Annotated in this window: 15 protein-coding genes; all 15 read right to left on the bottom strand. The window is 56.4% G+C overall.

Annotated elements, in window-relative coordinates; genetic code table 11:
• Position 1: 1 nt before the first annotated feature.
• Positions 2-2,743 (bottom strand): valine--tRNA ligase, encoded by a 2,742-nt coding sequence (locus IPM21_15285; protein ID MBK9165237.1) that lies wholly within the window; start codon positions 2,741-2,743, stop codon positions 2-4.
• Between the two features lie 94 nt (positions 2,744-2,837).
• Complete coding sequence (locus tag IPM21_15280; GenBank protein ID MBK9165236.1) at positions 2,838-4,028, bottom strand: response regulator; 1,191 nt, start codon at positions 4,026-4,028, stop codon at positions 2,838-2,840.
• Positions 4,029-4,101: 73 nt separating this feature from the next.
• Complete coding sequence (pdxA, locus tag IPM21_15275; protein ID MBK9165235.1) at positions 4,102-5,145, bottom strand: 4-hydroxythreonine-4-phosphate dehydrogenase PdxA; 1,044 nt, start codon at positions 5,143-5,145, stop codon at positions 4,102-4,104.
• A gap of 46 nt (positions 5,146-5,191) precedes the next feature.
• Positions 5,192-6,277, bottom strand: a complete 1,086-nt coding sequence (gene ftsZ, locus IPM21_15270) for a cell division protein FtsZ (protein MBK9165234.1) — start codon at positions 6,275-6,277, stop codon at positions 5,192-5,194.
• Positions 6,278-6,463: 186 nt separating this feature from the next.
• Positions 6,464-7,699 carry a cell division protein FtsA gene (gene ftsA / locus IPM21_15265; GenBank protein MBK9165233.1) on the bottom strand — a complete coding sequence of 412 codons (1,236 nt, stop codon included), beginning with the start codon at positions 7,697-7,699 and terminating at the stop codon, positions 6,464-6,466.
• Positions 7,700-7,704: 5 nt separating this feature from the next.
• Positions 7,705-8,544, bottom strand: a complete 840-nt coding sequence (locus tag IPM21_15260) for an FtsQ-type POTRA domain-containing protein (protein ID MBK9165232.1) — start codon at positions 8,542-8,544, stop codon at positions 7,705-7,707.
• A gap of 14 nt (positions 8,545-8,558) precedes the next feature.
• The gene (locus tag IPM21_15255) at positions 8,559-9,947 is read right to left on the bottom strand and encodes a UDP-N-acetylmuramate--L-alanine ligase (protein MBK9165231.1); all 1,389 of its coding nucleotides are present in this window, start codon (positions 9,945-9,947) and stop codon (positions 8,559-8,561) included.
• Between the two features lie 99 nt (positions 9,948-10,046).
• Positions 10,047-11,123, bottom strand: a complete 1,077-nt coding sequence (murG, locus tag IPM21_15250; GenBank protein MBK9165230.1) for an undecaprenyldiphospho-muramoylpentapeptide beta-N-acetylglucosaminyltransferase — start codon at positions 11,121-11,123, stop codon at positions 10,047-10,049.
• A gap of 18 nt (positions 11,124-11,141) precedes the next feature.
• Positions 11,142-12,305 (bottom strand): putative lipid II flippase FtsW, encoded by a 1,164-nt coding sequence (gene ftsW, locus IPM21_15245; protein ID MBK9165229.1) that lies wholly within the window; start codon positions 12,303-12,305, stop codon positions 11,142-11,144.
• Positions 12,306-12,307: 2 nt separating this feature from the next.
• The gene (murD, locus tag IPM21_15240; GenBank protein MBK9165228.1) at positions 12,308-13,699 is read right to left on the bottom strand and encodes a UDP-N-acetylmuramoyl-L-alanine--D-glutamate ligase; all 1,392 of its coding nucleotides are present in this window, start codon (positions 13,697-13,699) and stop codon (positions 12,308-12,310) included.
• Complete coding sequence (locus tag IPM21_15235) at positions 13,696-14,109, bottom strand: four helix bundle protein (GenBank protein MBK9165227.1); 414 nt, start codon at positions 14,107-14,109, stop codon at positions 13,696-13,698. The genes murD and IPM21_15235 overlap by 4 nt, the downstream gene beginning before the upstream one ends.
• Before the next feature lie 49 nt (positions 14,110-14,158).
• On the bottom strand, positions 14,159-15,298 hold the full coding sequence (locus tag IPM21_15230) for a phospho-N-acetylmuramoyl-pentapeptide-transferase (GenBank protein ID MBK9165226.1): 1,140 nt from the start codon (positions 15,296-15,298) through the stop codon (positions 14,159-14,161).
• 56 nt (positions 15,299-15,354) lie between these two features.
• Positions 15,355-16,806: a UDP-N-acetylmuramoyl-tripeptide--D-alanyl-D-alanine ligase gene (locus IPM21_15225; GenBank protein ID MBK9165225.1), complete on the bottom strand. Its 1,452-nt coding sequence runs from the start codon at positions 16,804-16,806 to the stop codon at positions 15,355-15,357.
• Complete coding sequence (locus IPM21_15220; protein ID MBK9165224.1) at positions 16,784-18,805, bottom strand: penicillin-binding protein 2; 2,022 nt, start codon at positions 18,803-18,805, stop codon at positions 16,784-16,786. Before IPM21_15220 ends, IPM21_15225 begins: the two co-directional genes overlap by 23 nt.
• 9 nt (positions 18,806-18,814) lie before the next feature.
• Positions 18,815-19,321, bottom strand: a complete 507-nt coding sequence (locus IPM21_15215; GenBank protein ID MBK9165223.1) for a hypothetical protein — start codon at positions 19,319-19,321, stop codon at positions 18,815-18,817.
• Positions 19,322-19,337: the final 16 nt, after the last annotated feature.

The following is a 19,337-nucleotide window of genomic DNA, read 5'->3' as shown; positions in this document are numbered from 1 at the left end:
TTTAATTAAGTGCCTCCAAATTTGTCTTTAAGGTTGCGGTCTGCTGTTCTATTTCGGTTTTCCTTGACCCCAAAGCTTCGACCTTTTCGGCCGGGGCTTTGTTGACGAAATCTTCGTTTGAAAGCTGCCCGTTTAGACGCTGCAATTCTACATCAAGTTTGTTGATCTGGTTCTGCAATCTTTCGCGTTCCTTGTCGAAGTCGATCAGCCCCTCGAGCGGCACCGCAATCTCGGCGTTTGTGATAACGGCTTTCGCCGAGGCCTTCGGGACAGCAAGAGTATCGCCGAGCACAAGTTTATCAGCCCGAGCAAGCTTTAATATCTGCGCCTCATTGGCCGCAAGGATCGCCTGTTGCTCTGCGGCGGCCGCGACATGAACGGCCACGCGGTCCGAGGGCTTGATGTTCATCTCGGTTCTAATGTTGCGAACCCGGCGGATCGTATCGATCACGAGCTGCATTTCGGCCTCGGCAGCCGCATCGACCGCACTCACGTCACCCGGCGGAAACGCCGCGAGCATTATCGTCGTCTCGGCATTCTGATACGCCTTGGCATGCATTTGTGACGAGGTTCCCGGGAGTTTCAGCCAGAGTTCCTCGGTCAGATACGGCATAAATGGATGGAGCATCCGCAGGGCGATCTCAAGAATGGTCAGGATCCGCGACGTCGCGTCGACATCACCGGCGTTGATCTCGTCCTTCTTTAGCTCGATGTACCAATCGCAGAAATCGTCCCAGACAAAGTGATAAAGCAATGAAACCGCCGTGTGGAACTCATACCTCGAAAGCGACCTGTTAACATCCATCGCCGTCTGGTTCAGCCGCGAAATGATCCACCTGTCCGGAAGCGAAAGGGCTGACCGATCCATTAAACTCGCGTGGTCCACAGCCGCATTCTCGGAATTCATCAGGCAAAAACGCGTGGCGTTCCAGATCTTGTTGGCGAAGTTTCGGTAGGTTTCTATTCCAGAGTCGTTCCACCTGATATCTGCGCCCGTTGCAATAGAGGCCAGATAAACTCGCGTCGCGTCCACACCGAATTTATCGAACATCTCGATGGGATCAACCCCATTTCCGCGACCTTTCGACATTGGCTTACCATCTTTGGCTAAAACCGTTCCGGTAACAACGACGTCTTCGAATGCCTTCTTACCGGCGAATTTCTTCGTCAGCATTATCATCCGCGAAACCCAAAGGAAGATTATGTCGCGGCCGGTAACGAGCACGTCTGTCGGGAGGAAAGTTTCCAGATCGGTGAGCGGTGAGCGGTGAGCGGTGAGCATATCTGAGCCCACGTCCTGACTGCTAACTGCTGACGGCTCACTGCTCACCTCTCCAGTCCAACCGAACGTTGAAAAGGCCCAGAGCCCCGACGAAAACCAGGTATCAAGTACGTCTTGGTCTTGTTTAAGTTCCTTGCCGCCGGCTTTTTCTTTCGCTTCGGCCTCGGTGCGGGCAACGAAAACGTTGCCCTCTTCGTCGTACCAGGCCGGTATCTGATGTCCCCACCAAAGCTGCCGCGAGATCGTCCAATCTTTCAGATTCTCAAGCCATGTTGTATAGACCTTTTCGTGCGGGACCTGCGGGTGAAAGTGCGGAACGCCTTCAGACCGCATAAGCTCGAGAGCGATGTCACGCATCTCGTCCATCTTGACGAACCATTGCTTTGAAAGGATCGGCTCGACCACCGTTTTACAGCGTTCGCAGATCGGCAGCGAGACCTCATAGTCGTCGATCTTCTCAAGCAGCCCGAGTTCCTCGAACCGTTCGACGACCATCGTGCGGGCCGCAAAGCGATCGATCCCGTCGAAGTCTTTGCCGGCGGCGGCGTTCATCGTGCCGTCCTCGTTCATCACGAGAAGTTGCTCGAGCCCATGCCGCTCGCCGACGAGATAGTCGTTCGGGTCGTGTGCCGGCGTGATCTTTACCGCACCGGTTCCGAACTCAGCTTCGACATATTCATCGGCAATGATCGGTATCTCGCGTTCGGTAAGCGGCAGCTCGACGGTTTTGCCGATCATGTCTTTGTAACGTTCGTCCGAGGGATTAACGGCAACGGCTGTATCGCCGAGCATCGTTTCCGGACGTGTGGTCGCGACCGTGATCGTTCGCTCGGTTCCCTTTACCGGATATTTCAGGTAAACGAGCTTGCCGTCTTTTTTGGTCTCTTCTTTTACTTCAAGGTCGGAGAGAACGGTCTTATCCCTCGGGCACCAGTTGACGATCCGAAGACCGCGATAGATCCAGCCCTCTTTGTAGAGCGTGCAGAAAACGTTGCGAACGGCGAGCGAGAGGCTCTCATCCATCGTAAAGCGATGCCGCGACCAATCGACCGAGGCTCCCTCGCGGCGCATTTGCTCGGTGATCGTGTTGCCGTACTGCTCTTTCCAGGCCCATGCCCGCCGGACAAACTCTTCGCGGCCGATGTCGAGCGGCGACTTGCCCTCGTCTTTCTTAAGCTGTTCGACGACCTTTCGCTGGACCGAAATTCCGGCGTGGTCGGTGCCCGGAAGCCAGAGCGTCCGATAGCCCTGCATCCGCTTCCAGCGGGTCAGCACGTCCATAATCGTGTGCTGAAGAGCGTGGCCCATGTGCAGCGAGCCCGTTACATTCGGCGGCGGAATTACGATCGAATACGTCGGCGCCGCAGGATCTTCATTGATCTCGGGAGCGAAACACCCGTTTGCTTCCCAACGCTGATAATGGCTTTCCTCAGCCGTTTTGGGGTCGTAGGCTTTAGCGATTTCCATATGAATAAAAATGAGATTCTAAAACAAAACCGGCCGGTTTTCATCTCGCTTGAGATCACCGGCCGGCGGAATTGAAGCGTGGCTTTGTTTAGATCGGCCGATTTATCTTCTCGGCGACCCTAGTTGCGATCCGTTCGATCAACTCATCGGAAAGAGCGATAACTCGTTCCTTGCCTTCGATACTCGCCGCTTCGCTTTCGGTCGTGAATCGAACCGGCTCTGATGTACTCCTGACCACCGGAATCTCTAGAAGGTCGACATCGTTCCACCCGGATTCTGTCGCTAGAGGAAACTCTTCTGTTCTGGTGAGTTCTGAATATGACTGGGGCTCGCTAGCGGAGGAATTTTCGTCGTCATCCGACAGCAATTCTTCTTGCTGAGGAACGACAGGCTCAAATTCGAAACCGTCGCTCACCGGAACCAGATGCTCGCCGTCATTCTCGCGATCGAGCGACCCATAATCCATCGCGGAAGCAAGATCTGAGGTGCTGAACTCAACAGTTTCATCCTCGCGATCAGCTTGCTGCTCGAAGCCGGAAGCAGCCTCGTCCGTTTCGATATCGGTATCCCCATTTGTCCAGCTTTCCTCGATCATCGGCTGGGTTTCTGCGGTTGATTCTTCGATGATAGGCAAGGAAAGCTCCTGCTCACGCTGCTTCTCAGGCTCAAACGCAAGGTCTCCGTAGTCCTGCTCCGGTAGCGGCCCTGTTTGATCAACAGACGACCCTGAGTATTGGGTCTCGATCATCTCATCGTCAAGGCCTTGGTCGCTGAATTCAAATTCCACGGTCTCTACCGATGTTGCCGGATCATGGATGCTTTGTTGATAGAGCGATTCGATGTCCGAATGGTTCGCATCATCATTAGCCAAACCGGCAGGCAATTCTCCGTTCTCTACGATCGAGCTATTTTCAACAAGCTGATTGACCTGATGGACCAACTGGCGGATGGATTGGAAGGGCTTTGTGACCGAGGCACTAGCCCCGACCGCCGATGCCATTTGCTCATCGAAGGGCTCGAACGAGCCCGCGAGAAGAACCACCGGAGTCGCGTGGGCATTCATATCCGAGCGAATGGCACGACAGATCTCGTAACCGTCAGGCCCGGGCATATTAACGTCCGCCATTACGATGTCCGGCCGCTCGGCCCGCAGCAGTTCCATTGCGGATGCTCCGTCCGGAGCGGTGAGAACCTCGTACCCCTCTTCAGTGAACGTAAGTTTAATTACTTTTTGTATCGTTACAGAATCGTCTGCTATCAATAGCTTGCGGTTGCTCACGGTATTTGCTCCTCAAAACAAAGGAAAAATGAAGATCGGTCTTCAAAAACCTAACACCTTATGTTGTTAAACGTCAAGAATTTGCGTGCTCAGGCTGCATTTTCTGATCTCGCGGCCGGGTTCTCGCCAGTTCGCCAGCAAGCCTTATCGCCTCCATCATACTGGAGTGTTCAGCGATGCCTTTGCCTGCGATATCGAACGCGGTGCCGTGGTCGACAGATGTCCTGATCAGCGGCAGGCCGAGCGTTACATTCACGCCGCGGCCAAACGAAAGGCACTTTACTGCGATCGTCGCCTGATCATGATAACACGCGATCACGGCATCAAACTCGCCCGAATTGCATCGCAAAAAGACCGTATCAGCCGCGAACGGTCCCGTGACCTCAATGCCTTCGCTTCGGCAGTGCTCGATGGCCGGCGTCATCTCTTCGGCCTCTTCGCTTCCAAACATCCCATTTTCAGAAACGTGCGGGTTCAAGCCGGCAACGGCGAGACGAACGGGCCGGCCGAGAAGCTTCGCCAGTTCGGCTGAAGTGAACCGGATCAGTTCGGCAAGCCGCTCTTTCGTAACGCGTCCGATCGCATCGCGCAGCGAGAGGTGGGTGGAAAGCAAAACGACCCGAAGCGACCCCGCAAAAAAGCTCATCGCAAACTTTTCGGTGCCGGTCAGTGCCGCCAAGAATTCAGTGTGTCCCGGAAAGGCGTAGCCTCCTAGACCTAAGGAATGCTTGCTGATCGGCGCGGTCGCCACGGCATCGATCCGGCCCTCGCTCCAAAGTTTGACCGCGGCCTCGATATATTCGCCTGCCGCCCGTCCGCACGCCGCGTCTTCCTTGCCCGCGACAACGCTTTCGGGCAAATTCTTAAGGTCAAATACGACCGCCTTGCCGGGCTCGGGCGTATCACCTGAGGTCAAATCAAAATCGACTCCGAACTTCTCGGCCTCGGAGCGAAGGAATGCGAGATCGCCGATGATAAGAAAATCCGCGGACGCGTGCAACTCATTTTCAGCTAACGATTTGAGTACTATCTCGGGACCGATGCCGGCGGCATCGCCGATGGTAATACCGATCCGGGGACGGCCCCAATTTGAAAGCGGCGGCATCGAAGACGTCATTACACGCCAATGATACCACCGCTGATAGTTAAGTGGTTAATCAGGATCAATCCGCTTGCCGTCGGATGAAAGTCGGCACGTCCAGGTCCTCGCTTCCGCGGCTATCGACCGGTATAAAAGCAGCACCGCCCCCATTCGCAACCGCCGGCACCGCACGTGGCAGCGGCATCGCAACCTCGGCCGCGACATCGAATCCGGTCGCGATGACGGTCACCTTGATCTCGTCCTCCATGTCATCACGGAAGACGTTCCCCCAGATAATGTCCGCATTCTCGTCGGCCTCGCTCTCGATCATACCGATCGCGTCCTCGATCTCGCCGAGGGCCATTCGCGAGCTTCCGGTAACGTTGATCAGCGCGGCCTTCGCTCCCGTGATCGAATTTTCTTCGAGCAGCTTGTAATCAAGAGCTTCACGCATCGCCTTTGAAGCGGCGTCCGGACCTTTCGCACGGCCGACACCCATCAATGCAACTCCGCGGCCCTTCATTACAGTGGTCACATCAGCGAAGTCTAGATTGACGACGCCCGGCGTTGTGATCAGATCGGTGATGCCCTGAACCGCCTGCAACAGAACCTCGTCCGCTTTCTTGAACGCGTCCATCACGGTGATGTTTTCTTCCACCTCGCGGAGACGCGCGTTCGGGATCGTGATGATCGTATCGACGCAGCCGCGAAGCTCGGCCAGCCCTCGCTCGGCTTGGGCCATTCGCTTCCTGCCTTCCATGCCGAAGGGTTTCGTCACCACCGCAACCGTAAGAGCACCTAGCTCGATCGCGAGCGAGGCAACGATCGGAGCAGCACCGGTTCCCGTTCCGCCGCCGAGCCCTGCGGTAACGAAGACCATGTCCGAACCTTCTAGCACCTCAAGAAGTTTCTCGTGATCTTCGAGTGCGGCGTCGCGGCCGGTGTCCGGATTCGAACCCGCACCGAGCCCGCGGGTCGAGCGATTACCGAGCTGGATCTTGATCGGAGCGTTTGAGGCATTGAGAGCCTGGAGATCGGTGTTAGCCACGATGAACTCGACGCCCTTGATCCCTTCTGCGATCATCCGGTTCACCGCGTTCCCGCCGCCGCCGCCGACGCCGATAACCTTGATCCTGGCCCCGGTGATGGGCGGTTCGTCGATAAACATCTTGATACCACTAGTGTTCATTTCGTGTCCTTTTTTGCAAAATTCAATCAATTCCTGCACACACAGGAAACCAACAATTCGATGTTTTCGGTGAAATGCTGACGAGTGCAATATCAACTATATATAGTGTTGATGGGAGAAGAGCATACAACCATTTGTGTAAAAAATCTAGTCAACAATTCCAAACTAACGAAATTTTTCGCGAAAATTTTCAAACCAAACGCCAAGTTTGCCCGTTCCGCCGCGAATGCCGCCGCCCTCGCGCATTTGCTCACGCAAAGAGCGGAGAGCAAGCCCGCAAGCAACCGCCCACTCCGGCGTTTCGATCTGCTCGATCAATCCGCCAAACAACTTTCGCGAAGGCAAACCGAGTCGCGTCGGGGCATCGAAGACCTGCTCCGCGATCTCGACCATTCCACGCGGCATCGAGCCGCCGCCAGTCAGCACAACTCCGCTCGGGATCTGAGCTCCAGCCGTAGCAACTTCGCCGGCAAGATGCTGAAGGAGTTCGATCGCACGCGGCTGCATTATGTCGCACAGTATTTCTTTCGACAGCCCTCGCGTCTCGCTCCGCCCGACCGGGGTTATCTCGATCATCTCAGCCCGCTCTTGGTCGTCCATCAAAAATGTTGCAACGCAGCCGTAGCGATGTTTGATCTCGGCGGCTTCTTGCATCGAAACGCGAAGCCCGACCGCCAGATCTTTCGTGAAATGCAGCCCGCCGAACGGAAAGACCGCCGTATGCTGAACCGCTCCGCGGCCAAAGATGTTGAGGCTCGTGATCTCCGAACCGATGTTCACGACCGCACAACCGTATTCGCGGTCGTCGTCGGTTAGCGTGCTCTCCGCTGCGGCGATCGGTTCGAGCATCATCCGCTCAACGTCGATTCCGGCTCGCCGAACCGCCTTCTCGAGGTTTTGCCTGCCCGCACTCGGCCCGGTCACGACGTGGACAAGTGCCTCAAGCCGCGAACCACTCATTCCGATCGGCTCGGTTATGCCGTCCTGACCGTCGATGATAAATTCCTGCGCAACGCGATCGAAAACTTCCCAGCCCGAAGGAAGCTGAACGGCACAGGCGGATTCGACCGCCCGCTCCACGTCCTCGTTGCTGATCTCGCGTCCGGCACCGGCGACGGCGACCACACCGTTCTTGTTCTCGCCGCGAAAATGTTCGCCGGAAAGATTTACGGTCGCGGCCTTGATCTCGAGCCCGCTAACCCGCTCCGCTTCATCGAAAGCCTTGCGAATGCTTTCGGCAACAGCCTCGGCACCGGTGACAATGCCTCGGCGAAGCCCTCGTGACTCGCTCCGGCCGATGCCGACGACCTTGAGCAGCCCGTCATCGGAGGCCTCGCCGACCACGCAGCGAACGCGGCTCGTGCCGATATCAAGTCCTATCGCGTGAATCTCGTTCTTCATAACATTCATTTCGCTGCGGTCTTTCTCGGCTTCAGATTTAGGGTCGAACCAACCAATTCGACGCCTTCGAACTCCGTCGCCTTCCCGGCTATCGCCCTTAGTCCGCGTTCAAGGTTTTCGCCAAAACTCTCCTTGCCGACCTCAAGCGATACGGTCATCCCGCCTTCCTCTGCCAACGCCCGCGGAACGCGCACATTCGAAAGATCGACCAGCGAAACCCTTTCAAGCACACCGTGGATCTTCCAGTCGTCGATCATCTTTGCGTAAAGCTTGACGCGTTCCAGATTTTCCTTATCGGCCGTCTGCGATTTTTCCTCGTCCCAGCCGATCATCGCGACCGGCAGGCCCGGTTCCGGGGCCGTCGCCTCGGCGAGCACCTGAGCGTCTTTCGTGACGAGAAACTCGCCCTTCTTCAATTTCACGACCGCCGCCGGTTCGTGCTCTTTGATGCTGACGATGATCGAATTCGGAAGCCATCGTGAGACGGACGCCGAGCGAACGAAGGTCAGCTTCTCGATCCGCTCCTTTACCGTCGCAAGGTCTGCGGTCCAGGCACTGTTCTCTGCTGCTTCGGCATTGACGATCCGCTCGATGGTGTCGCGAGGAGCCCGTTCGATACCCGATATCTCTACCCGCGTAACGCTAAAGAAATCCGAGTTAACGATCGCCCTGATGCCGAAATACGCGATCACGCCGATGCAGAGAAGCATTGCCGTCGAAAGCACAAGCGGAAGAACGCGGGTCGAACCGCCGCCGCTATTCGGCGCGTTTCGCCGGCGGGCGGACTTGCTCTTCCGCGTTCCCGCATCGCGTCTTACTTTCACTGCATTCGGTCGTTTCGCCATTTGGTCAAGATTGCCTATCCGCGCTTTTTAATAGCCTCCAACAGTTCTTCGGAAAGCCGCGTAACGGTTCCGGCACCGAGAGTTATTGCGAGGTCGCCTTCCACGAGCGACGGTACGATCTTCTCGGCGGCCGTCTCGATGTCACCGATGTAGGTCACATTCTTGTGGCCGTATTTTCTAATATTCTCCACAAGCACTTCGGCCGTAATGCCCTCGATCGGCGGCTCGCTCGCCGGATAAATATCGAGCACGAAAAGGACATCCGCGTTGTTGAACGCGAGCGCGAATTCGTCCATCAATTCCTGCGTTCGCGTGAAACGATGCGGTTGAAATGCGACGACCGTACGTCGGCCGGCGGCTGCATTCTTGGCCGCTGAAAGCGTTGCTAATATCTCGGTCGGATGATGCCCGTAGTCATCGACGACCGTTATACCGCCGATTTCGCCCTTGAACTGAAACCGCCGATTCGCATTCTTGAAACCTGTAAACGCCTCGGCGATCTTTGCGAAAGGCACTTCGAGTTCCATCGCAACCGCCGTCGCGGCAAGTGCGTTGTAAACGTTGTGCTTGCCTGGGACCGGCAGGTCGATGCGGCCGAGCACTTCAGTTCCCTTCCAGACCTCGAACGTCGAACCGAAGCCGTCCGTGTACTTGATGTCGTGTGCCGATATGTCTGCCTGAGCGGTCATGCCGTAGGTCACGCGGCGGCGTTTGATGTTCGGGATGATGAGTTGGACGTTCGGGTCATCGAGGCAGATGATCGCCGCACCAAAGAATGGCACTTTGTTCACAAAATCGGTGAAGCATTGCACGACGTCGTCCATTCCCTTGTAGCTCTCCATGTGCTCTTTGTCGATGTTCGTGACGACGGCGATCGTCGGGTAGAGCATCAGAAAAGAGCGGTCGCTTTCATCGGCCTCGGTAACAAACCATTCGGACGATCCTACCTGTGCGTTCGAACCGAGAGTTTCGACAACTCCGCCGACGACCGTGGTCGGGTCAAGCCCCGCGTGTTTCAAAATGGTCGCGACCATCGAAGTGGTCGAGGTCTTGCCGTGCGTGCCGGAAACGGCGACAGCATATGGCTTCAAGACCATCAACTCCGCAAGCATCTCAGCACGCGGAATGACCGGGACGCCGTTCTCCTTCGCCTTAACGATCTCCGGATTGTCCGGCCGAACGGCGGAGGAATAAACGACGACCTGAGCATCTCCAACATTCTCGGCCGCATGGCCCTCAAAGATGCGGACGTTGAAATTCAGCTCAAGCCTATCCGTGTTCTTCGAACGCTTGATATCCGAGCCTGCCACCTCAAAACCGAGGCTTGCGAGCACCTCCGCGATGCCGCTCATCCCAATACCGCCAATGCCAATGAAATGTATTTTCTTAACGTGTCTAAACATCAAAACCTTATCTGTCATTCAATTGTGAGGACACAAACCTATTAAATGAGAACTTTGCGTCTTTGCCCCTTCGCGTATTTGCATTGAAGAACACAAGGATCAAATGCTGTTCCTCAGTTCCTCTATTATGTCCGCGGTTCGCTCGGCCGCGTCCGCTCGGCCCATTGCTTTGGCGGCGGCCTCCATTGCCGAGAGCTTTTCGCCGTCGCTGATCGTCAAACGAATTAGCTCGGCGAGCGATTCGCCGGTCATATCTGCTTGCAAAAGCATCTTCGCCGCTCCGCCTTCTTCGAGAGCCTCTGCATTCTTTCGCTGATGATCGTCGGCGGCGGTCGGTAGCGGGATCATTATCGACGCCTTGCCGGCCGCAGCGAGTTCGGCACATGTCGTTGCACCGGCACGGCAGATCACCAGGTCCGCTCTCGCAAATTCCTCGAACATATTCGCGATAAATGGCCGCACGTCTGCCGATGCAAACTCTGATCGGCCGTAAAGCTCGCGGATCTTCTCGAAGTCAGACTCGCCTGTCTGGTGCGTGATCGTCAGCCGGCCGCTAAGCTCGCTGAGATGCGGCAGGGCTTCGGTCATCGCGTTGTTTATCGCACGGGCTCCCTGCGAACCGCCGAAGATCAGCAGATGTGCGACGTCTCCTCGCGGCTTTGGCGGCACCTCAAAAAACTCTTTCCTGACCGGGTTTCCGGTGACCACGCCCTTTTTGCCGAAGTACGGCAGCGAAGCTTCGAAGGTCAACGCCGCTTTATCGACGAACCTCGCGAGCTGCCGGTTGGTAAATCCGGGCAGTGCGTTCGAATCCATCACAAGCGTCGGCACGCCCATTATTGCCGCCATCAGGAGCACGGGCCCCGAGACATATCCGCCTGCTCCGACCGCGACGTGCGGCCGGAATTGCTTTATGATCTGCCGAGCCTCAATGAAGCTCTTTGGCAGAACGGAAAGGCCCTTGATCTTGCCGGCGAAGCCGACGTTCTTGAGCCCCGCACTGTTTATCAGCGAAAGCTGAAAGCCGGCCTCGGGGACGATCCGTGTTTCGAGCCCGCGTGCTGTTCCGACGAACAAAACCTCAGACGAAGGATCACGCCGCAAGACCTCCTTTGCGACGGCAATTGCCGGGAAAATATGTCCGCCGGTGCCTCCGGCTGCGAAAAGTACCTTCATTTCCAGATCGTTAAAGTATCATTTGAGCCCCGTCTTCGCCTTCTTGCGTCTGACCCCGCCAGTGGGCCTTTCGGGCGTATCGCCCTCGCCGGCGGCTGCAATGCTGAGCAAAATGCCGACCGCAGCGAGCGTCACAAGAACGGATGAGCCGCCATAAGAGATAAACGGAAGCGGTATGCCCTTCGCGGGTAGTATCGAAATAACAACACTTACGTTAAAAAGGGCTTGAACCGTTATCCCTGTTATCAATCCAATGCCAAGCAGCGTCCCGAATCGGTCCGGGGCGTTCAGAGCCGCCCTTGTGCCCCGCCAAAGCAGGATCGCAAAGGCCGCGACGATCGCTAGCGTGCCGACCAGCCCGAACTCCTCTCCGACCACCGAAAATATGAAGTCGGAGTGCGGGTACGGCAAGTAAAAGAGCTTCTGCTGGCCTCGGGCAAAGCCTTCGCCGAGTACGCCGCCCGAGCCGATCGCATAAAGCGACTGGCAAACCTGATAGCCGGCACCGGCCGCATTCTCCGGGTCGCAGGGGTCAAGAAACGCTCCCAACCGCCGCATCCGCCAGGGTGCCAAAAACAAGGCTGCGGCAACTCCGGCCACGAACAATGCCCCGACCGCCGCAACGTGAACTAGCCGAGCACCCGCCGCGAAATAGATCGCGGCGAAGACGGCACATATCACCATGGTCGTGCCGAGGTCCGGCTCTGCAAAGATCAATCCGGCGACGAGCCCGACGATCAAGATCATCGGCAAAAGTGTCGCCCGAAACTCACCAACCCGGTCGGCTTGTCGCGAAAGGAACCACGCCAGAAAGACGGGCATCGTTATCTTCGCGATCTCCGAGGGCTGCAGCGAGAGGCCGCCGAAACGGATCCACCGCTGTGCTCCGTTGATTTCCGGAAAGCCGAACACCGCCGCGAGCAAAACCACTGTTATCAAAAGCCCGGCGATCACAACCGGAAAGCTGTTTAGCCTCCGGTAGTCAACGCGGCTCGCGGCGAACATTATCACGATGCCGGCAACGGCAAAGCCCGCCTGCTTGTAAAAATAGGTGAACTGCGAGGCTCCGGCCGTTTCGCGATGGGCGATCATCGCCGATGCGGAATAGACCATCATCGTCCCAAAGACCGCGAGCCCCGCAGCCAGTAAGAACATGATCCAATCTATCCGGTCGAGCTTCATAACTATGCATCACCTGCCGCGGCACGTTCGCCCTGAGCGATCGCCGCTACCTCCGACTTGAACGCACGGCCGCGTTCTTCAAAACTCCCAAACATATCAAAGCTCGCGCATGCCGGTGCAAGGAGTACCGAATCGCCGACTTCGGCCGCCGCAAATGCGAGCCGCACTGCCTCGGCCATCGAAGCGGCACGCTCGACCGCGGCATGCCCGCTGAGCTGCGAGGCAATGTTATCGCCGTCCTCGCCGTAAACTATCAATGCCCGGACGCTCTTTTCTATCAGCGGAATGAGCGGCGAATAGGGAGCGTTCTTTCCGCGTCCGCCGATGAGCAGGACGATCTTTCCGGCGTCTTCACTGAGAGCCTCGAGGGCCTTTAAGGTAGCATCGACCGAGGTCGCTTTGGAGTCGTTATAGAAGCGAACGCCGCCAACCTCATCTACAAATTCGATCCGGTGCTCGACCCCACGGAATCGTGCGATCGTTTCCCGCATCGATTCCGGCGACGCTCCGCAGGCCAGCCCGGCAGCCATTGCGGCAAGCACGTTCTCAACGTTGTGAAGCCCACGGATCGCGATCTCATCACGTGTAGTGAGCACTCTTTCTTTGCCGCCGCTTCGAGAAACAAGTTCGCGGCCGCGGAGAAATAGCCCCTCGTCGAGTTCCTTCACCACGCTGAACATTGCAACATGTGCCCGCAGGCCCGCTCCCCAACCGGCCGTCACTTCGTTATCCGCGTTAAGCACGGCAAGATCCTCGGGCGTTTGATTCATAAAGATCCGATGCTTCGCCGCGGCGTAGTCCGAGAAAAGATCATAGCGATCGAGATGGTTCGGCGTAACGTTGAGGCAAAGAGCCACTCGCGGGTGCAGATCGACGATGGTCTCAAGCTGATAGCTCGAAAGCTCGGCGACCGTCCACGTATCTTCATCAGATTCGGCGATCAGGTCGATGAGCGGCGTTCCGATATTGCCTCCGACGAGCGTCCTTAAACCTGCGTCTTTTAATATCTCGCCGACGAGCGTCGTGGTTGTCGTCTTTCCGTTCGAGCCGGTAATGCCGACCATCCGGCCTTTCAAAAAACGATAAGCAAGCTCGACCTCGCCGATGACTTGGCCATCTTTTCGATCAACATATCGAGCCGGGATCGAACCCGTCGGCACGCCCGGCGAAATGACAACCAGATCGATTTGGTCCAAGAGCCACGACGGAATCTGCCCGTCGATCAGCCCTACGCCGCTGCTTTCTTTCAAAGATCTAGCCGCCTCGCTCCATTCCGCGATCGGCTTTCGGTCGTGCAAGGCAACGGTCGCTCCGCGCTCGGCCAAAAACTTCGCAGAAGCAATTCCCGACCGTCCCGCACCGAGCACTAACGCTTTTTGGCCCCGAACAATCATTGGTCTTCGGTTTTTGGTCTTTGGTCTTCGTATCGAGCCTTGGCCGCTTTCTTATTGCCAACTACCCTAATATACGAATTCAACTTCGGTGTGAGCTCGTCCACGATCGCCCGAAGCTCCTCTACATTTTCCATCGTCAAAAGATCTCTTGTGAACGCGAGTCTCAACCAATGCTTAGTTTCATAGAGTGAGCCGCGACTGATTCTTAGAAAGCGAAGGTAGTCCTTTTCGCTGCCCCGGCCACTTCCTTCGGCAATATTTGCCCCTATGCTGTCCGCCGCGCGGACTAATTGAGTTCCGACGGTATTCTGCGGAAGTCGCTCCCATTTCACCGCAATCCGCCAAATCAGAGAGGAAAGCCGCTCAGAAAGCTTGTAAATATCTAGTTTTTCAAAATTCGTTTCAGGAATATAACCTCCAAACAAAGACCAAAATCCAAAGACCGAAAACCGATGCTTTCTAACGCAATTTGACCGTCGAAAGACTCAGCAATGCGAACAATATCGCTACGATCACAAATCGAAAAACGATCTTCGGTTCCTTCCATCCGGCCATTTGAAAATGGTGATGGAGCGGGGCCTGAAGAAAAATTCGCTTCCCGACTCCGCCGGTCCGTTTCGTAAATTTAAAGAACGAGACTTGGATCATCACCGAGAGCACCTCGATGATGAAGATGCCGCCGATGAAGGGCAGCAGAAACTCCTGCTTCGTAAGGATCGCAACGGTTCCAAGTGCCCCGCCGATCGCGAGCGAGCCGACGTCGCCCATAAATACCTCAGCCGGCGGCGCGTTATACCACAGAAACCCGAGGCTTGCCCCGACCATCGCACCGCAAAAGACGGTCAGTTCTCCTGCCGCGGGGATATGGGCGAGATCGAGGTATTCAGCCCAACGCCGGTCACTCGAAACGTAAGTAAGAGCAGTCAATGCTGCCATCGCGATGAACGTCACGCTGGTCGCCAGCCCATCTAACCCGTCCGTCAGGTTTACCGCGTTAGACGACCCAAGCAGCACGAAAACGATAAACACCAGATAGAGCCACGGCCCGATGTTTGTGATGTCCGTCTCGACGGTCGCTCGGAAGAACGGAACGCTCAGCTTCCACGTATAATTCGTCAGAAAATACAGAACTCCCCAAACGCCGAGTGCCGTGAGAAGCTGCCCGGCAAGCTTTTGCCTTCCCGTCAGCCCGAGGCTTCGTTTTTTGACGATCTTTATATAGTCGTCGGCGAAACCGACCACCCCGAAAAGCGTCGTCGCACCTAAAGCCAGCCAAAGGAAAAGGCTATCGAGCCGTGCCCAAAGAAGGGTCGAGAGAATGACCGCTCCGATTATCAGCACTCCGCCCATCGTCGGCGTGCCCTTTTTGGCCTGGTGCTCGGCGGAGAGTTCCTCGCGGATCTCCTGCCCGACCTTGAGTGCCTCAAGCTTGCGGATGACCCATTTGCCGAGGAAAAGCGACACGAGCAGAGCCGTGATCGTCGCCCATGCGGTGCGGAAGGTCACATACTGAAATACGTTGAGCGCTTTGAAAAAATACGATTCGCTGACCGCCCCGTATTCCCTGAACAACCATTGATATAAGAGATGATAGAGCATCGCACTCCTCGTCCCGGCTCCGAACCGCCCGCCGGCCAATCAACCTCGCGGCCCGTTTAACTACGCTCGAATCGCTCGTCCAATTTCTCTATGACCCGTTCGGTCTTAACCCCTCGCGAACCTTTAACAAGTACTACATCACCTGCGGTGATCATCTCCGCGAGCATTTCGCCCGCAGCCTCGGAATCAGCCGCGAACCTTGCGTTATTGATGCCTACCAATTCGGCACCCGCAACGATATGTTCCGCCAATCCTCGCACACCGATCAAAACATCAACGCCGAGAGCGCCTATCCGTTGCCCGGCATCGCGGTGCATCTCGACCGCGCCGGTTCCAAGCTCAAGCATCTCACCGGCAACAACGATCTTTCGCTCCTCCTGACGGCTTCCCGCAACAAGCGTTTCGGCCATCGAAACAAGCGCATCCGGATTTGAGTTGTAAGAATCGTTTATGACGCGGAAACCGGCCTTGTATTCGATGATCTCGCCTCGTTGTCCGGGAGCGGAAACGGTCGCGAATGCGCCCGCGATATCCGCCGGGCCCATGCCATAGATATGGCCAACCGCGGCTGCGGCAAGTGCGTTCATTACGTTATGCTTTCCGTTAAGCGGAAACGCAACCTGAGCCTCACCTGCTGGAGTTATCAACTTGAACTGCGTGTTCCCAAAGCCGCTGAATTCGATTTCCTCGGCGCGAATATCCGCCTCATTAGCGATGCCAAAGGTAATTACATGCCCCTTCGAAAGGGCCGCCATCGCGGCAACGCGTTCATCATCTGCATTCAAAACCGCCGTGCCGCCTTCCTTCATCCCCTCGACGATCTCAGCTTTTGCCGCAGCGATCCCTTCGATCGTGCCGAGATGCTCGATGTGGACAGGCATCACATTGAGCACGACCGAAACGTCCGGCGGCGTGATGCGGCAAAGACGCTCGATCTCATTAAGCGGCGTGGACATTCCCATCTCAAGCACCGCCATCTGGTAGGAACTGTCGGCCGGTAGTTCGAGGACCGTTAGCGGATGTCCGAGTCCATTGTTGTAATTCTTTTTGTTTCGCAGTACGCGAAGTCCCGCGGCTGAAAGAACGTGGGCCGTCAACTCTTTCGCGGTCGTTTTTCCGGCGCTTCCGGTGATTGCGACGACCGGACGGTTCCATTCGAGATAAACCTGATGGGCAAGCGACTGGAGCGATGCGATGACATCGTCCGAAAAGATGAGTTGTCCGCTGAACCCTTCAAGTGCTTCTGAATACTCAGCAAAACGCTCTTCTCTAACCACCGCCGCGACCGCTCCAGCCGATAATGCCGCGGGAACGTACTCGGTCGAATCGGCGAAATCACCGTTGAATCCGTTGTTCTTATACTCGGGCTGCGAGAGAGCGAAAAAGACACTCCCCGCACCTGCCTCACGCGAATCGATCACGAAACGTGTCACATCGCTTTCGGCCAGTGCGGGGTCAAGGTGGGCCGACCTGCCCGCCATTTTCTCAATTGCTTCGCGAAGCTTCATTCTTGTTTTTCGCGGATGTCCCCGGCCGCTTCGGTGCCACATCCGGCTTCTTTCCGGGCGGCGCGGCAGCCGCAATTCTCTCTCGCTCTCCCTTTTTCGGTACCGGCTTCTGCTCCTTCTTCGTCTCGGTGCTCGTGACGGCGGAGTCGGCGTCATCTCCGTCGAGCGATTCTCCGTTGCCGACCGTTTCCGCTATAAGCTCATCTTCTTCGTCGCCCAAAACCTGGGGCGACCCGCCGGACGGGATGTTCATCGCCGGGAGCAGTTTATCAGCGATCTCTTTGAATACCGGAGCCGCAACTGCACCGCCGCCTCTGCCACCGATCTTCGGTTCGTCAATGATAACTGCGATGGTGATCTCCGGGTTGTCCGCCGGTGCCATCCCAATGAATGACGAAATATATTTTGCCGAGTTAATCCGCTTCAGCTTTTCGTCAAACTTCCACGCCGTTCCGGTTTTGCCCGCTGCGGAATAAACGCTAAGCGCCGCATTTTTTCCGGTGCCTGATACGACGACCTCTTTCAGCATTTCCCTGATGTCACGCGCAGTTTCGACGGAAACGACCCGGTTTTTTGCCGGATTCGCCGCTGAAACGATCGTTTCGTCATGGTCTCGGATTTCCTTAATTATATGTGGCTGAATTCTGACGCCGTCGTTTGCTATCGTCGCAAAAGCCGTCGCCATTTGCAAAGCAGACACCCCAATTTCATAGCCTATCGCCATCGATGCGAGCGAATCGCCAAACCATCGCTCCGGCGACCGCACAACACCTGCGGTTTCAGCCGGTAGTTCGATTCCCGTTGGGCTTCCAAAGCCAAAATTGACAATGCTCTGGTGGAAGTCCTTCTTCCCGACCCGCATCGCTGTCCGGATCGCACCGACGTTGCTTGAAACGGCCATTGCCCGCGAATAAGAGACTGAACCGTAACGGCCCGAATCGCTAAATCTGCGGGAGCCGATCTCGATCGTTCCGGCTCCCAGATCGATCTGGTTATCAGGCCGAACAAGGTCGCGTTCGCGGGCGGCGCTGTAGGTGATCAGCTTAAAGACCGACCCGGGCGTATACATATTCTGTATCGCGGCATTGCGAAGATTGTTTTCGCCGATCGATTCGAGCTTTGAGGGATCGAATGTCGGATAGTTTGCGAGTGCCAACACTTCGCCGGTCTTATTTGCGATCACGACGGCCATTCCGGCTTTCGCGTTTGCGTTTTTAACGGCGTTAGCAAGGGCCGTCTCTGCAAAATACTGAGCCGAATTGTCGATGGTCAGCACGACATCACCGGGCGGTGATTTTTCGGTAACGACCTCGTCGTAAACACGTCCGAGCCGATCGCGCTCTTGCTCGCGGCGGATGACCGCACCGTAGAGCACCTCATTCTGCGATTGCTCGATGCCCGCTTGCCCGACGCCTTCTGCATCACTGAAACCTATTACGTGCGCCGCGAGCGGGCCGTGCGGATAGCTGCGTTTCTGTGAATCGCGCCAGAAAAGGCCTTCGTACTTCGGCGTTCCCGCCTTTCGCATATTCGGCGTATCGAGTGCCCTTTCGATCGCTTCGACCTCGGTCGCATCTAGCCCTTTTGCGATCGGCACGGCTTTCCTGCCAAGCTCTTTGGCCTCTTCGAGCGTCTTTCGAAGCTCGGCCGGCTTTGTCTTTAGTGCCTTCGCGATGTCATCGGCAGCTTTGCCGATGTCGGTGATCGCGGTCGCATCAGCGTAAAGCGTTTTGACGGAAACACTTATCGCAAGGGCACGCCCGTTCCGGTCGTAGATCGTCCCGCGAGGCATGCGACTCTTTTGAACATCGCGCCGTTGGCTGACCGCCTTTGATCTTAGGGGCTCGTGCTGAGTGATTTGTAGGTAAACCAGCCGAGCCCCAACCCCGCCAAACCAGACGACAAAGACCGCGATCACGATCATGAATCGGATAAACGCGGTCTGTCTCAGCTCGGCGGCCGTTTTCTTTTTCTTGGCGTTGAGATTCCGTTTTGGCATTTGCTCGCTCTATTTAAGTCTTGCCGCTGTGGCCAGTGTACTCTTTGTCGAAGATTCTGATACCCGCCGCGGCCTGCCTTCGGACTTCGCCGCTAATACGTCGACCGGCTTTTTCTCTACAGCGGCAACCACAATCCGCGGTTTCGATTCTGCTTTCGGGGCGGTCACTGCTTTTCGCTCGCGTTCCCCGGCCTTCGGATTTTCAGCTGCGGGTTTTGAATATACTATCCGCTCGACTGCTGTCTCGACTGGCTTATTTGTTGCCAGTGTCTCCGGCTTTGCTGACGCGGTCGTCGCCGCGATCTCGATCGTAGGCTCAGCCAGTTCACGCTGAACGAATCCGAGTCGACGAGCGGTCCGGGCGATCTCTGCGGGTGAAAGCGTGGTCTCGCGGGCGAGAAGCAGCCGACGCTTTTCGGCCTCAAGCTCTTCGACCTTTGACCGAAGTTCAGAATTCTTTATGCCAAGCTCGACCGTCGCAAAGTGCTGAACCGCGACCAGAAAGAAGCCCGCCATCACGAGAACCGCGCAA

This window comes from Acidobacteriota bacterium (genome assembly GCA_016716435.1).
Lineage (GTDB): Bacteria > Acidobacteriota > Blastocatellia > Pyrinomonadales > Pyrinomonadaceae > OLB17.
This window is presented reverse-complemented; position numbering and strand designations above follow the sequence as displayed.